The following is a 14,132-nucleotide window of genomic DNA, read 5'->3' as shown; positions in this document are numbered from 1 at the left end:
CTATTATCTCGTTGTTCGCTTCCTTGGCGAGAGCATACATTCCTTGCAGGTATCAGGGTGGGTTCCGTCACATACTACTGCAAGTGTACCGACTATAGGTGCGTTAGGCGTATATCCGACTTGGGAAACTACACTGCCTCAGCTTGCGGTGCTAGTGTATATTATCGTAAAGATAAGTATAACGCAGCTGCGCAAAGCGGCATCACCCGGTAAAGCAGCAGAAGCAAAATAATGATGCAATGGGGCTGTTCCAAGAGCAGATATATTCTGTTTTTGGAGCAGCTCATTTTTTATTGATGCCTCATTATTATAAAATTGTGGTTAAGTTTAGTATGTAAGACTAAGTAATTACTCATAGCTTGCCAATAGGCGAATGGATTAGGTTTGTGGTATGATTTTTGAAAAGGGAGGAATCGGTGTGAAAGGTCCGGGAATTCTTATTTCCGCATTAGTATTCGCGCTTCTTATCGCGATATTTGCGGTTATCAATATCGATTCGGTACATGTGAACTTTTTGTTTACGAAGGCAACCCTTCCGCTCATTCTCGTCATATTGGGATCGACGCTGCTTGGCGGCTTAACCGTAGGCTTGCTGGGGATGATACGTCAGATTCGCTTGCAGCGAACCGTCAAATCATTAGAGAAGCAGCTTGCTGAATTTACAACCGAAGCGGAGCTGCTTGGTTTATCCAAGGCAACGATCCGAACGGAGCCGAGCGAAGAGGCGGCTGTTTCACAAAAGGAATAATATAGTTATCAGATCGTGAGGCCATTAATGTTTATTTATACGTATGCATGCCATGAGGATGAAGCGGCTTTGTGTGAGCTGGAGCTACAAGTCTTATTTGGCGAGAAGCCAAAACAAGGCGTTGTCAGAAGTCAACATGAGCTATCGGTTGATCGCAGCCCTTTCGTAAAACGGCGTATAGCCGTCATGATGGAAGCTAACAGTATGGAAGAACTGATCGTTATGCTTCCGTCAATTGAGCTGGGTGGGAAAACATTCAAGGTTGTTTATACGCAAGGCGATGAAGCCTTCACCTTCGATGAGCAAAGAATGCTCGAGAGAGCTGCTGGCGCGGTTATTCATGGCAAAGCCGATATGCGCAAAGCGGAGCAGCTGTTTGGTTTAATGAAGCTTTATGGACGCTGGTACTTTGGACCGCTGGAAGAGAACGGAGCTGTATGGCTGAGGCATCAGAATAAGCCGCAAAATTATTCAACCGCACTGCCAACAAGAGCAGCTCGTGCGATCGTGAATCTTGCGGCTGAGCTAGCAGCTGAACAGCTTAAGCTTATTGATCCGTGCTGCGGAATGGGAACCGTTCTGATTGAAGGCATGTCAATGGGAATCGACATTGAGGGGTTGGATATCAATCCGCTAGCCGTGCGAGGCGCGCGCGTAAATCTTGCTCATTTTGGTTATCCCGACCGAGTAAGACTTGGCGATATTCGGCTTCTCGAAGGYCATTACGRTGCTGCCATTGTAGATATGCCATACAATTTGTGCTCTGTCTTGCCAGAAAGCGAGCAGATTGTTATGCTTGAGAGTGTAAGAAGGTGGGCGAAGCGAGCGGTTATTGTCACAACTGATCCAATGATGAGGCAATTGGAGCTGGCATCTTGGAGGATCATAAAAACCACAACCCTGAGTAAAGCCTCTTTTACCAGATATATAAGTGTAGTAGAATAAGAATTATGTAGCGCATGAAACGAGGTGAACCTATGTCTACAATCGAACAAAACGAATCCCAAGAGGAGCCTAAGAAGCTGACTCAAGCGGAGAAAGCGAAGCAATTGCTCGCTCAGAAGAAACAAGCGAAAGCTGGAGGAGCTCCAGGCCAATCGCATCTTTCTACGGGGACGCAGGCACTGAAGAGCCAGAACACGAAGAAAGTTAACAATCAGCGTAAAAAAATGGGTGTATAGCTGTCGGTTCCAACTTTTTTTTGAAATGCAGCAATAGCAACAATGAAGGACGCCAGCTGGTAACAGCTAGGCGTTTTTCTTATATAATAATATAAGAAGCAGGTTAGTCAGCTTGGAGGTTCACGGGGTTCTTGCCTAAATTTACGGAAATTACAACAAAAGGCAAGAATGAATCAATCGACTATCCCGCATAATGAATATACACGGATGAATTAGAAAAAATAATAAAACATGAAAATGAATAACGTTTAAGTTAATTACGGAGGGATTCGTTATGACGGCGACCAAACCATCACGAATGAGTATTTATTTGCTTGCCGGTGTCGCAACATCCAATAGCATATTTACGGAATGCAAGGTTAAGCTGGAACAAATGTTTCAATCCGATGGTGTCGAACCAGCTATCCACGTCATATTTCCTTATGGCGATGCCAGTCGCAGCTTGGTTAGACAAGTGCTAGAGGTGAAAAGCGACTTGTCCAACCGTTTAACGGCTGGTCGGATCGGCGGACAACATGCGCTGGAGAAAATCAAACAAACGATGAGCAGCGAGCGTTTATTGCTGATTGGACACAGCGGCGGCGGTGCCGCTGCTTATCAAGCGGCAAAAATGCTTTATGAGCAGGATCAAATCGAGGATTTTCGAATCGTGCAGGTCGGATCACCAAGAACGCCGATTGAGCCAAAGCTTCAGGAGCGCGTTAGTTATTTTCATTCCATCGACAGCTTAGGCAAGCTTAATGACCCGATTAGCCGAATTGGGACTTGGGGCGGATGGAGCATAAGCAAATATGCGATGCCAAGGTGGAATCGCATGAAGTACGCGCCAGGCTATGTTGAAGGAATTCCTACTGTGGGCGGACATGCGGATTATTTTCGCCATACGGAGGATTTTAGCGACCAGGAGGCCATTTGCAATCTAGATAAAACAGTGGACCGCGTGCGGGGTTGGTTGAAAGGGTGGGTCTGATCCTATACACTAAGGTGAGAGTAAGCAGCAGCTTCTAGAGTGAGATGCTTACGACTTAGGAGGTGAAGGACCCATGGCCAATACACATACGTACACAAAGAAAGAAGAAATTGCGAATGCCGTCACACATGGGATTGGGGCTGCACTCAGCATTGCGGCACTCGTCGTGTTGATCGTATTCGCGGCAACGAGGGGAACGGCCTTTCATGTTGTCAGTTTTACTATATATGGATCAGCCATGCTGCTGCTGTATGCGGCCTCTACGCTCGTGCACAGCTTTCCCGAGGGAAAAGCGAAGCGGGTATTTGAATCACTTGATCATTCGTTTATTTACGTCTTTATAGCAGGAACTTATACTCCGATATTGTTCCATATCGTGCAAGGTACGCTTGGCTGGGTACTGTTTGGGATCGTTTGGGGAGCGGCATTAATCGGTGTAGCGTTTAAGGCTTTTTTTGCATCACGATTTTTATTCACATCAACGATCATTTACATCGCAATGGGATGGATTATCGTATTTGCTTGGAAGCCGCTCACAACGCATCTAGCTCCAGGAGGGGTGCAGCTGCTCGTAACAGGGGGTTTGCTGTACACATTCGGAACGATATTTTATATGTGGCGTGCCTTTCCTTACCATCACGCCGTATGGCATTTGTTTGTACTTGGCGGTTCAATTGTCCATTTCTTCGCTATACTGCTATATGTTCTCCCAGCGAAATGAAAAAGATTATTTGGACATAGAGAAGCAAATCTTACTCGCATGAAGCAAGCGGTGCGGGAGATGAGATTTGCTTTTTTTGTTTTTTTGTAGCAGCTCGGAATTAAACTTCAATTGCTGGGCACCAGCCTGGCGGCTCCGCGCAAATGGCCAGGGCAAAGGCAGGATCTTCTTGGGCAAGATCAGCGAAGTAGTTTGATAATATATGGTTTCCTGAGACAGAGCCCATACGGAACGAACGTTTCACCTCACCCTTTGCGTGCATATAGTAGTAAGTTTGTTTAGTCTTTGGCGATTGGTAAACAAGCGTAGGCAGATGGGGGACGATATCAAATTCGTTTTGAAAACGCCAATGGGTACCAATGGATGCGTTATAGCTGCTTGCAAACTTCGGATCTCCGACTCGAGGTGCTCCATACGTATATACAATGGGATCTATAAATGAGGTGTTGTTCGCAAGGTCGAGGGCAGCAAGGGTTGCAAGTGCTCCCCCAAGGCTGTGTCCTGTTATAAACAGCGGTCTGCCCTGTGGAAGCTGATTTATGATTTCAATGATTTGAGTACGTGCTGACATATAGATGTCAGTAAACCCCTTGTGCGTTAGACCGGCATTTTTGACTGGGCGGTAAGTCGTTTGCTGGGCAATGAAATCAGATACCCAATCCACTGCAGAGTTGCTGCCGCGAAAAGCGAGCACGGATGCACCTTCAGATGTTAAAACAAAACCGAATCGTTCATCGCTGTCGTCATATGCTCTAGCCGTAAATTCACTTACTAAGCTGTAGGTTCTAGGTACAAGAAATAATCCGTCTTTGTTGTTGTATTGCATGTACGTTTGTCCGCAAACCGCAGCCAAAAACAAAGCCGTTCGATAATCGAGATCCTGCGTGGTTAACGTACCTCTCGTATTTGCTGTCATACCATCCCTCCGCTCATACAACTCCGGTTCTCCCGATGTTTGTAATATATGATCAGCCCTGCAGATGGGTACCAGCGGAAAAAAATGGACTTCATAAGGCAGCTACAAGTATAATCGGGGAATAACGCGATTATGAAAGGGGATTCATAAATGACTCTTCAAATAGGTATTGCAGGTACAGGATGGTTTGGCATGATGCRCGCGGAGAAGCTCGCTAAGCTTGCCGGCATCAAGGTAACTGCTTTCTTAGCAACTAGCCAGCAAAAAGCATATGCAGCAGCACAGCGCTTTGAGGGTGCACGCGGTTATGATTCTATACATCGCATGCTGGATGATCGTAAGCTTGATGCGGTATATATTTGTGTACCGCCATTTGCGCATGGCGAGATTGAATCTGCATTGCTTGAAAGAAGCATTCCCTTTCTTGTAGAGAAGCCGCTTGGAGTGGACGAGCAGCTGCCGTCTGAGATTTTGAAAGGAATCGAAGAGAAAAAGCTGATTACATCGGCTGGCTATCATTTCCGTTATATGGATGGAACCGACCGTGCAAGAGAGCTGCTGCGCGAGCGCACAACATTAATGGCGCTTGGCTATTGGATGGGCTCCATGCCGGGGGTAAGCTGGTGGCGCAAGATGGAAGGATCAGGCGGTCAATTCGTAGAGCAGACAACACATATTGTGGATCTGCTAAGGTATACGGTTGGTGAAGTAAGTGAGGTTTACGCAGCTTACGGCAATCGATATATGAGCGGTGTTGAAGAAGGTGTGACGGTTCCTGATGTAGGCACAGTTACACTGAAGCTAGTGGGTGGTGCAGTTGCTACAATTAGCAATACTTGCGCTATCCCAGCTGGAGATCGTTCCGGACTGCATATTTATACGAACAAAGGCGTGCTGGAGCTTGGCCATAGCGGATTGATCGACACGGAGGCTGGCCGCAGAACAGAGTATGCTAACCAAACGGATCCCTATGAGTTGGAAAATGAGGCTTTTCTTTATGCGATCCGAACCGGGGATGTTTCCCGCATTCGCTCCAGTTATGCGGATGCAGTAAGAACACATCAAGTGACCATTGCTGCTAATGAATCTGCTCGTACTGGATTGCCAGTTAAGCTTTAGAATATGATGTAAAAAACCGTCCATGAAGGTCATTGACCCTAGTGGACGGTTTTAATATGGGCTGACTATCATTATTGGCTTCGTTTTCTTTGGGAACGCGTTTGAGCTTGAGGGGGTTCACTTGAAGCATTCGCAGAGGCTTTCTGCGAACGGCTGCTCTTCGAACGCTTGGAACGTTTTGCCTGAGAGGAAGAATCAGTAGTAACAATCTCCTTCGGATTGCGTCCATTTAACAAGTCGCCAGTCCAGCCTTTCTTCCAAAGCCATAAATACATGAAAATCGTTACGAATAAAATAAATACGTTCATCGCTGTAAAGCTCCACTTATTATCTTTAAATGGCAGGATCTCGAAGTTAACGCCCCATATACCGCCTATAATCGTAGCAGGCAGGAACAAGACAGTAAATATCGTGAGCGTCTTCATAATATCGTTGCCGCGAAAGTTTGAGATGGCATCGTCCATTGAGATCAAGGTATCTATTTCCAGTGCGTAATGCTTCAGAAGCGCTTCGATTCTCTCCAGCTTATGCGTAATGCGCTTAAAGCTGTCCGTCTCGGTGAGTTCATCCATGAAAGCTTCCTGTGCAGCACTATGTACTTCTCTAATCGGAATGAAAAGATGACTCCAATGAAGCAAATCGTAACGCCTCTCAAAAATAGTATCGATAAGGCCGGTACGATTCTCATTGCGCATCGTCGTTTCAAGCTCTCCGAGTCTTTTTTCAAAACCATCAAGACCAGCATGGAACGTTTCCAAAATAATGCTAAGCATAATAAATAACGCTTCAGGAGCTGATTCGCAGCTCTCGAACTTTAGGTTATGGTCAATGGACTGAAGTCGGAGCGGAATGCGCATGTCATCATGCATCGTCAGCAGCCGGTCTTCTGTCAGCCAGAAGTGAAAAGGTTGAATATCCGATTGGTCGTCCGACACTTGGAACATAACAGTGCCATATAGCAGCTTCTGCGAATGCGTCGCACCGCCAACGGATATATTGTTTGTTCTTCTGCCTGCGCATTCATCAATCCATGACGCACATTCCGGAAATAGCTGCTTGAGCTCATCTCTCTGCTGCTGAGCCGCTTCCTGTTCCTGTTTGGTAATGGCTTTAATGGTCTTTTGTCCTTCGCTTGAAGAAACGGTTTGCCTTTGTGCACCTTTCCTGCTGGGCAAGGGCTCATTCCTTACGGTTTGCTGCCTCGCTTGCTGCAGTACATGCCATTCCCATCCTGCGGGATAGCGAAGCATCCGATGAATCATCGCTCTGCCTCCTGCTTGTCCGATTTTCCAATATCTATTCCTCCATCATACCGCGAACTTCAATGATGCACAACCTGATCATTTGATAACACAAAACCTTCGTTATTTCATGTCAAATTTCAACATAATACGACTTAATCCGCCATAAGAAGGGCATACCAAGATTAGTATGCAACATAAGGAGGATAAGGCAATGGCAAAAAAAATAGGCATATTTGAAACGGAGCAGCAAGTCATAACGGCTATTGAACAGCTGGAGCAAGCGGGCTTCGTTCAAGGCGAGCTAAAAGTCATAGCGAAAGATTCTGAGCATTCTAGGCGCGTAGAAGCAGAGAGCGATGTCCATGTGGACGAGCTTAGAGAGCTCGAAGATATACCTGACCGTCAAGGTTTAGGTAGTCTTGGCATGGCTGCTGCTGCTGGGTTTGCAGGAGCTGGCATGAATGCTGTTTATGGCATGACAGGTTACGGGACAGCGCCTTATGCTGCCGGAGGTTTTCCTTTTGCAGCGGCAATTCTGCTTGGCGATGACGATCACAGTGGAACGCTGCAGTCGCTTGGTCTTGAAAATGAAGAAGTTCGATTGTGCAGTGATGCTCTGCAAAGCGGTTCATTAATCGTTATTGTTGAAACTCTGGAAAGCAAATCGTTGTTTGACAAGGATGGCGGTCCGGATTTGTCACGGCTGGGGGCGGCAGAAGCTGTTTTTCGCGCCTGCAATGCCTCTAGCGTTATTGCTGGCGAATAGCTGCTGGTTACATCAGAAAGATAAATATAAAGAAGTCTCACTTATCGCGCAGAAGCCATTTTTGCCGATAGGTGAGGCTTTTTAATTATGTATATAAGCCGTCCGACGGACGGCAGCCGCAATGAAAAGTTGTATCATTTATGTTGTTGATTATACATTTGCTAAGGATTTGCGATCCAGCTTTACGATTTCAGTTAAGGGATGCTCTTCGCCGATAATAAGATCACGCAGCAAATGGGATGCAAGCATGCTGTATACGGTACCGTTGCCGCCATAACCTAAGCAATAATAAACATTTTTCCAAGCGGGATCAGCACCTATAAAGGGCAAGCCGTCACGCGATTCTCCGAAGGTGGCGCACCATTGATAGGCAATGGGAGCCTGCAGCTCGGGAAATAAAGCCTTTAGCTGGCTGTGCAGCTTATCGCTGTGTTTCCTAAGTTCTTTATCGCTGTGAGTGGGCTTTTCAGTATGCTCATCCAAGCCGCCGACAACGACGCGGCCGTCAATAGTCGTTCGCATATACAAATAGGGACGGGCAGTTTCCCATACGAGAAAGCGTTCGTGCCAGCTTTGAAGACTTGGCTGAACTTCAGTGACAAGTGCAAAGGAGCGATTCAGCTCTGCTTTGATCAGCTTGCCGCGAAGCTCTTCAGGCTCATACCCTACAGCATAAACAACATGATCTGCTTCAATCTCATAACCGTCAGCGGTTTTTAGAAGATGGAGGCCGCTTGGCAGCGTTTCATGTGCTACGACATCGGTTTGCTCATAAATCTCAAGCCCAGCTTCAGCAGCATCGTTTGCTACACCGTTTACGAACTGATAAGGATTTACCTCTGCGTCGCCGTGTGCAACGATCGCACCTGGCTTCTGAAACGGAAAATGTTTGGCGATGTCGCTCGGGGACCAGAATTCGACTTCAAGTCCACAAGCCTTTAAAGCCTCATATTCCCTTTTGAGTTTAGGAAGCTCCTGCTCCGAAGAGGCATAATACAGGCTGTTTCTTCTAATCAATCCTACATCGATAGAAAGGGAGATAGCTGTTTTTTCGAGCATTTGGACTGCATCTCTACACGCTTTATAGAAGATTTGGGCATCCCGCTCCCCGATTTGGTCGATGAGGTCACAAAGCATAATATCGTTGCAAAATTGCAGGAGGCCTGTATTGGCTGAGGTGCTTCCGCCGGCTACCTGTCCCCGTTCAAGCATAATGGTGGAAAGGCCGCTTTTATTGAAAACAGAAGAACAGATCGTACCTGACATCCCGCCTCCTATAACAGCCACTTGTGTTTTTTTGTTTTGCCGCAAGGGCGCATACACCTTGGGATTGTTTAATGTAACCGGCCAATATAAGTTACCGGTGTGCAGCTCTTTCATAGAACATCACTCCCTACGATAGTATTACCCGAATTTACGAATATGAAGCGATCGGGAGCTGATACTAACAAGAGGATGGATATTCAGCTGAACGGCGCTGCTTAGTCACCTAAATTCCGCATCGCCATGCGGTATGCTGTAGGAGATTGGCCATGAAGCCGGCGGAATTGTTTGGAGAAGTACAGAGCATCCTGTAGACCGACTGATGCGGAAATTTGTTCGATGGTCAGCTCTGGCCGTTCCCTCAGCATGCGGCGTGCTTYATCGATTCGGAGCTTGAGCAGGAAAGTAACGGGAGATACGCCAATGCGCTGCTTGAACAAACGGGACAAGTACGCTCTATTGTAGCCAAGCGATTCCGCCATTTGTTCAATGGAGACCGGATGGGCATACTGCGTTGATAAGTAATGGATGACTTGTTGAAGCAAATGATCGCCTTCTGCTTGGGAGGTACGGATTTCATTGCCGTTCTGGCTATTGAGCGCGCTTTTGTACTCGGCAAGGAGCAAATGCAAATAACCTACGGCTCTCATATCAGACGCAGCGCCTCCMCGCCTAAAGGTATCATAGATTTGACGAAACAATGCAGCGGCTCGCCGCTTATCTGGCGTAAACACTACCTGCTGCTCGGCTGTTAAGCCAGCGGTTGCAACAAGATCGGCGGACAATGTTCCATGAAATGCGACCCAGCGATATTTCCATGGCGTGTCACCGTCAGATTCATAACTGATTAATTGTTCCGGCTCAATTAAGAACGTATGCCCTGCACGAAGCTCATGCTTAACCTCATCACAAATAAAGATGCCCTTTCCTTCCAGTACGATGTGCATCAAATAGAAGTCATAAACCTTGGGACCAAGCCGGTGGTACGGCTTCGTTTGGCTCTCGCCAGCAAACAATACATTGAGTGGGGAGTTTTTGCCATCACTGATAACGGGATTGGAGGCTACGGTATACATATCCTGCTGCATTTTACTTTACACCTGCTTTACAGTGGAATGCGAAGATAAACAATTGTAGAGTTTATAATATCATAGCATGTCCGATGTTTATGCGAGAAGTCACATTAATCCATATAAAAAGCACTTGCCGCCATTTAGTTTTACTGCTGCTTCCCGTATACTAAAGTTGTTATCCAAACATACAAAATCGATATAAAAAGGAACGTGATAGCAAATGGCAAACATTGAAGCGCTAACACAGCAGTTCATACAACAATACGGCGGAGACGCAAGCGACATCGCTGTATTTCATGCTCCAGGCCGCGTAAACTTGATCGGTGAGCATACAGATTACAACGGCGGCTACGTATTCCCAGCTGCACTAACTTTCGGAACGACGCTTCTTATCCGCAAACGCCCAGATCATCATCTTGGTCTAGCGACAACAAACTTCCCAGCGTCAAAAAGCTTCTCGCTCGACACGATTGTGTATGACGAGGCTGACGACTGGATGAACTATCCTAAAGGAATTGTTCATGAGCTTTTGCAAGCAGGCGTGAAATTCTCCAGCGGCTACGACTTGCTGTATCATGGCGAAATTCCAAATGGTGCTGGACTTTCCTCCTCTGCATCCATTGAGGTCGTAACAGCTTTTGCACTGCAAACTCTTGAGGGACTTCCAACTGATAAAGTGAAAATCGCATTGCTGTCACAAAAATCCGAAAACGAGTTTAATGGCGTGCAATGCGGCATCATGGACCAATTCGCGGTTGCAAACGGCAAAAAGGACCATGCCATCCTGCTCATGTGCGATACGCTTGAATATGATCTCATTCCATTTGATTCCGGCAGCTATAAGCTGGTAATAGGCAATACGAACAAACGCCGCGGCTTGGTTGACTCCGCTTATAATGAGCGCCGCGCACAATGCGAGCAGGCGGTACAGGATCTTAAAGCAGCATTCCCTGAGCTTACGCTTCTTGGACAGATTAATCTGGAGCAATTTAACTCTGCAAAACATCTGATCAAGGATGAAACAGTTCGCAAACGCGCACAGCATGTGGTAGAAGAAATCGACCGTGTACTGCAATCAATCAAAGCATTGAAAGCAAACGATCTTGCGCAGTTTGGACAATTAATGAACGGCTCACACGATTCGCTGCGCGATCTTTACGAAGTAACGGGTGCTGAGCTGGATGCCATGGTTGCGGCTGCTCGCCTCGTACCAGGCGTACTAGGTTCGCGTATGACGGGCGCAGGCTTCGGCGGATGTACGGTTTCGCTCGTTCACGAAGACAGCGTTGAAGCGTTCCAAGCAGAGGTAGGCCGCAAGTATAATGAAGCAACAGGCTTAACTGCTGACTTCTATGTATGCACAATCGGAAATGGCGTAGAGCGCCTAGTATAAATAGCATGATCATGCGACACCAAATGGAGAGGGGAAATGAATCATGGCAGTATTAGTAACTGGAGGGGCTGGCTACATCGGCTCGCATGCAGTAGCGGCATTGCAGGAACGCGGCGAGGAAATCGTTATCGTCGACAACTTGCAGCAGGGTCACCGCAAGGCTTTGCTTGGAGGCAAGCTGTATGAGGGTGATCTTCGCGATGCAGCTTTCATGGATACCGTCTTTAAGGAAAATGAAATCGATGCAGTGATCCATTTTGCAGCGAATTCGCTTGTTGGCGAAAGCATGAAGGATCCGGGCAAATATTATCACAATAACKTATTTGGTACGCTTTGCCTGCTTGAGAAAATGAATGAATACAATGTTCGTAAAATCGTATTCTCTTCGACAGCTGCTACTTACGGCGAACCGGAGAACGTGCCGATCGACGAGTACGATCGCACGCTTCCGACGAATGCTTATGGCGAAACGAAGCTTGCGATGGAAAAAATGATGAAATGGTTCGATGTTGCTCATAACATCAAATTTGTTTCGCTTCGTTACTTCAATGCGGCGGGCGCTCATGAGAGCGGGAAAATCGGCGAGGACCATAGCCCGGAAACCCATTTGATTCCTATCGTGCTCCAAGCAGCGCTTGGTCAACGTCCTCATATTTCGGTATTTGGAGAAGACTATGAGACGCCAGACGGTACGTGTGTCCGTGATTACATTCATGTAAGCGACCTTGCCGATGCCCATGTGCTTGCAGTGGATCGTCTTCGCAGCGGAGCTGAAAGCTCTGTATACAATTTAGGCAACGGAACAGGCTTTTCTGTCAAACAAGTTATTGAAATTGCGCGCACAGTGACTGGCAAAGAAATCCCTGCTGTGTTCGAAGCTCGCCGTGCGGGCGACCCTGCTATTCTCGTAGCTTCATCAGATCGTGCTCGCAAGGAGCTGGGCTGGAATCCGAAGCGGGATAAGCTTGAAGACATTATCAAAAGCGCTTGGAGCTGGCATGAAGCGAATCCAAATGGATACAACGACTAGGATTGACGCTTAAAGGAAAGGAGCTGCATCACCTTGGAAACCAAACAACAAGCAACATCAGCAAACGATGCGCTGATTCTTATAGAACGCTTGCTGCAATTTGGATTGCAGCGCAATCTGCTGAACGATCAGCTTGATACGCATGCAGCGAGAAACGAACTGCTTGATCTCTTTCACTTTACTGAGCCTTTTGAAGGCCAAGTGCCGGAGGAGCGACTCGAAAGCGCAGTACCGCTTCTGGAGCCGCTGCTTGACTATGGTTACGCAATCGGACTCATTCCAGATAATACGACGACATATCGCGATTTGCTTGATGCTCGCATTATGGGCTTCTTGCTGCCGCGTCCTTCTGAAGCCAGCGCTGCATTTCAGCGTTTGGCGAAGGAGCAGGGGCTAAAAGCAGCTACGGACGCATTCTACAACCTGAGCATCGATTCGAACTACATTCGGATGGACCGCATTCGCAAAAACCTTTATTGGCTGCACGAGACAGAATTCGGAAATCTTGAGATTACGATTAATCTCTCGAAGCCCGAGAAAGATCCGAAGGAGATTGCGCTGCTCAAAACGATGCCGCAGGCGAAATATCCGAAGTGCTTGCTCTGCGTAGAAAACGTTGGCTATGCTGGCCGTCCTGATCATCCGGCTCGTCAAAACCTGCGTGTCCTGCCGCTCACGCTGCAAGAAGAGCAGTGGTATCTGCAATATTCACCGTATGTTTATTACAATGAGCACAGCATCATTTTCAAAGGCGCACATGAGCCGATGGTTATTTCGCATTCTTCATTCGCGAGACTGCTCGACTTCGTGGAATTGTTTCCGCATTATTTCATTGGCTCGAACGCTGATTTGCCGATAGTCGGCGGATCGATTCTAAGCCATGATCATTTCCAAGGCGGCCGCCATGTGTTTCCGATGGAAGCTGCATCAACAGATACGCTGTTTACTGACCCTAAGCTGCCAGGCTTGCGCTTTGGCATCGTGAACTGGCCGATGTCAGTCGTTCGGGTTAACGGGACGTCCAAAGCGGATGTTCATCGTGCAGCTTGCCATATTCTCGTTGAATGGCGTAATTATAGCGATGAGGCTGTAGATGTGCTGGCATTTACGAAGCAGGCCGATGGTACAAATACTCCGCATAACACGATTACGCCTATTGCACGTCTACGGGACAATGGCGAGTATGAGATTGATCTAGTGCTTCGCAACAATCGCACGAGCGAAGAGCATCCGGACGGTATTTTCCATCCGCATCAGCATTTGCATCATGTGAAGAAAGAAAATATCGGCTTGATCGAAGTCATGGGACTTGCAGTACTGCCAGGACGCTTGAAGGATGAACTGGAGCAAATTGCAGCTTATTTGTCAGGGGCATCAGCTGCTGTTCCAGAAGAGCTTCATGCGGACTCTCATCCGCTCCATAAGCATGCAGAGTGGCTGCTAGCTCTAATCGATCGTTTTGGATCTTCAAATACTGCTGAACAAGCGAAAAAAATCGTTGAAGCTGAAACGGGCAGCAAGTTTCTAGAGGTGTTGAAGGACGCAGGCGTATACAAGCGCACAGCTGATGGCGCCGCAGCCTTCGAACGTTTCTTAACGTCTATAGGGCTCCAAAGAGCATAAAATTATAAAACCTTTATCCACGCGGGCCACTAGCGATTGGATGGAGGTTTTTTGTTATCAAGCTTAAAAATGAAGCAATTTATAT

At 47.2% G+C, this 14,132-nt stretch carries 14 protein-coding genes and 1 pseudogene; 11 read left to right on the top strand and 4 right to left on the bottom strand.

Going from position 1 to position 14,132, the window contains the following annotated elements:
* From AC1DSE_RS17305 to trhA, 6 genes and pseudogenes are all read left to right on the top strand, one after another.
* Positions 1-232, top strand: a pseudogene (locus AC1DSE_RS17305) (iron permease); the annotation flags it as partial.
* Positions 233-418: 186 nt separating this feature from the next.
* Positions 419-748, top strand: a complete 330-nt coding sequence (locus tag AC1DSE_RS17300) for a LapA family protein (protein WP_339207192.1) — start codon at positions 419-421, stop codon at positions 746-748.
* A gap of 27 nt (positions 749-775) precedes the next feature.
* Positions 776-1,693 (top strand): TRM11 family SAM-dependent methyltransferase, encoded by a 918-nt coding sequence (locus AC1DSE_RS17295; RefSeq protein WP_477527950.1) that lies wholly within the window; start codon positions 776-778, stop codon positions 1,691-1,693.
* A 32-nt stretch (positions 1,694-1,725) separates the two neighbouring features.
* Positions 1,726-1,929, top strand: a complete 204-nt coding sequence (locus AC1DSE_RS17290) for a hypothetical protein (RefSeq protein WP_179089865.1) — start codon at positions 1,726-1,728, stop codon at positions 1,927-1,929.
* Between the two features lie 274 nt (positions 1,930-2,203).
* A complete protein-coding gene (locus AC1DSE_RS17285) occupies positions 2,204-2,899 on the top strand; it encodes a lipase family protein (protein ID WP_477512765.1) in 696 nt (231 codons plus the stop codon).
* 73 nt (positions 2,900-2,972) lie between these two features.
* Positions 2,973-3,620: a PAQR family membrane homeostasis protein TrhA gene (gene trhA / locus AC1DSE_RS17280; RefSeq protein ID WP_477512766.1), complete on the top strand. Its 648-nt coding sequence runs from the start codon at positions 2,973-2,975 to the stop codon at positions 3,618-3,620.
* Between the two features lie 100 nt (positions 3,621-3,720).
* Here the strand turns inward: trhA and AC1DSE_RS17275 are convergent, their stop codons facing one another.
* Positions 3,721-4,536, bottom strand: a complete 816-nt coding sequence (locus AC1DSE_RS17275) for a lipase family protein (protein ID WP_477512767.1) — start codon at positions 4,534-4,536, stop codon at positions 3,721-3,723.
* Between the two features lie 150 nt (positions 4,537-4,686).
* Between AC1DSE_RS17275 and AC1DSE_RS17270 the strand changes: the two genes are divergently transcribed.
* Positions 4,687-5,655 carry a Gfo/Idh/MocA family protein gene (locus tag AC1DSE_RS17270; protein ID WP_477527949.1) on the top strand — a complete coding sequence of 323 codons (969 nt, stop codon included), beginning with the start codon at positions 4,687-4,689 and terminating at the stop codon, positions 5,653-5,655.
* A 71-nt stretch (positions 5,656-5,726) separates the two neighbouring features.
* On the opposite strand, the gene AC1DSE_RS17265 is transcribed toward AC1DSE_RS17270, so the two are convergent.
* Positions 5,727-6,917 (bottom strand): magnesium transporter CorA family protein, encoded by a 1,191-nt coding sequence (locus AC1DSE_RS17265; protein ID WP_441877422.1) that lies wholly within the window; start codon positions 6,915-6,917, stop codon positions 5,727-5,729.
* A gap of 193 nt (positions 6,918-7,110) precedes the next feature.
* On the opposite strand from AC1DSE_RS17265, the gene AC1DSE_RS17260 reads away from it, so the two are divergent.
* On the top strand, positions 7,111-7,665 hold the full coding sequence (locus AC1DSE_RS17260) for a hypothetical protein (protein ID WP_477512769.1): 555 nt from the start codon (positions 7,111-7,113) through the stop codon (positions 7,663-7,665).
* A 150-nt stretch (positions 7,666-7,815) separates the two neighbouring features.
* On the opposite strand, the gene AC1DSE_RS17255 is transcribed toward AC1DSE_RS17260, so the two are convergent.
* A complete protein-coding gene (locus AC1DSE_RS17255) occupies positions 7,816-9,045 on the bottom strand; it encodes an NAD(P)/FAD-dependent oxidoreductase (RefSeq protein ID WP_477512770.1) in 1,230 nt (409 codons plus the stop codon).
* 101 nt (positions 9,046-9,146) lie between these two features.
* Positions 9,147-10,016 carry an AraC family ligand binding domain-containing protein gene (locus AC1DSE_RS17250; RefSeq protein ID WP_477527948.1) on the bottom strand — a complete coding sequence of 290 codons (870 nt, stop codon included), beginning with the start codon at positions 10,014-10,016 and terminating at the stop codon, positions 9,147-9,149.
* A 205-nt stretch (positions 10,017-10,221) separates the two neighbouring features.
* On the opposite strand from AC1DSE_RS17250, the gene AC1DSE_RS17245 reads away from it, so the two are divergent.
* The 3 genes from AC1DSE_RS17245 to AC1DSE_RS17235 are packed head-to-tail and all read left to right on the top strand — an operon-like array spanning position 10,222 to position 14,047.
* A complete protein-coding gene (locus tag AC1DSE_RS17245; protein WP_477527947.1) occupies positions 10,222-11,394 on the top strand; it encodes a galactokinase in 1,173 nt (390 codons plus the stop codon).
* 43 nt (positions 11,395-11,437) lie between these two features.
* Positions 11,438-12,424 carry a UDP-glucose 4-epimerase GalE gene (galE, locus tag AC1DSE_RS17240; protein WP_477527946.1) on the top strand — a complete coding sequence of 329 codons (987 nt, stop codon included), beginning with the start codon at positions 11,438-11,440 and terminating at the stop codon, positions 12,422-12,424.
* Positions 12,425-12,457: 33 nt separating this feature from the next.
* Positions 12,458-14,047, top strand: coding sequence for a UDP-glucose--hexose-1-phosphate uridylyltransferase (locus tag AC1DSE_RS17235; protein WP_477512773.1), 1,590 nt, complete (start codon positions 12,458-12,460; stop codon positions 14,045-14,047).
* Positions 14,048-14,132 lie beyond the last annotated feature (85 nt).

The organism is Paenibacillus sp. 01L418 (assembly GCF_056400045.1).
This window is presented reverse-complemented; position numbering and strand designations above follow the sequence as displayed.

Bases quoted from the DNA above. Each gene is read 5' to 3' on its own strand.
- AC1DSE_RS17265 (WP_441877422.1), bottom strand. From the start codon at position 6,917: ATGATTCATCGGATGCTTCGCTATCCCGCAGGATGGGAATGGCATGTA.
- AC1DSE_RS17260 (WP_477512769.1), top strand. From the start codon at position 7,111: ATGGCAAAAAAAATAGGCATATTTGAAACGGAGCAGCAAGTCATAACG.
- AC1DSE_RS17275 (WP_477512767.1), bottom strand. From the start codon at position 4,536: ATGACAGCAAATACGAGAGGTACGTTAACCACGCAGGATCTCGATTAT.
- trhA (WP_477512766.1), top strand. From the start codon at position 2,973: ATGGCCAATACACATACGTACACAAAGAAAGAAGAAATTGCGAATGCC.
- AC1DSE_RS17255 (WP_477512770.1), bottom strand. From the start codon at position 9,045: ATGAAAGAGCTGCACACCGGTAACTTATATTGGCCGGTTACATTAAAC.
- AC1DSE_RS17285 (WP_477512765.1), top strand. From the start codon at position 2,204: ATGACGGCGACCAAACCATCACGAATGAGTATTTATTTGCTTGCCGGT.
- AC1DSE_RS17245 (WP_477527947.1), top strand. From the start codon at position 10,222: ATGGCAAACATTGAAGCGCTAACACAGCAGTTCATACAACAATACGGC.
- AC1DSE_RS17290 (WP_179089865.1), top strand. From the start codon at position 1,726: ATGTCTACAATCGAACAAAACGAATCCCAAGAGGAGCCTAAGAAGCTG.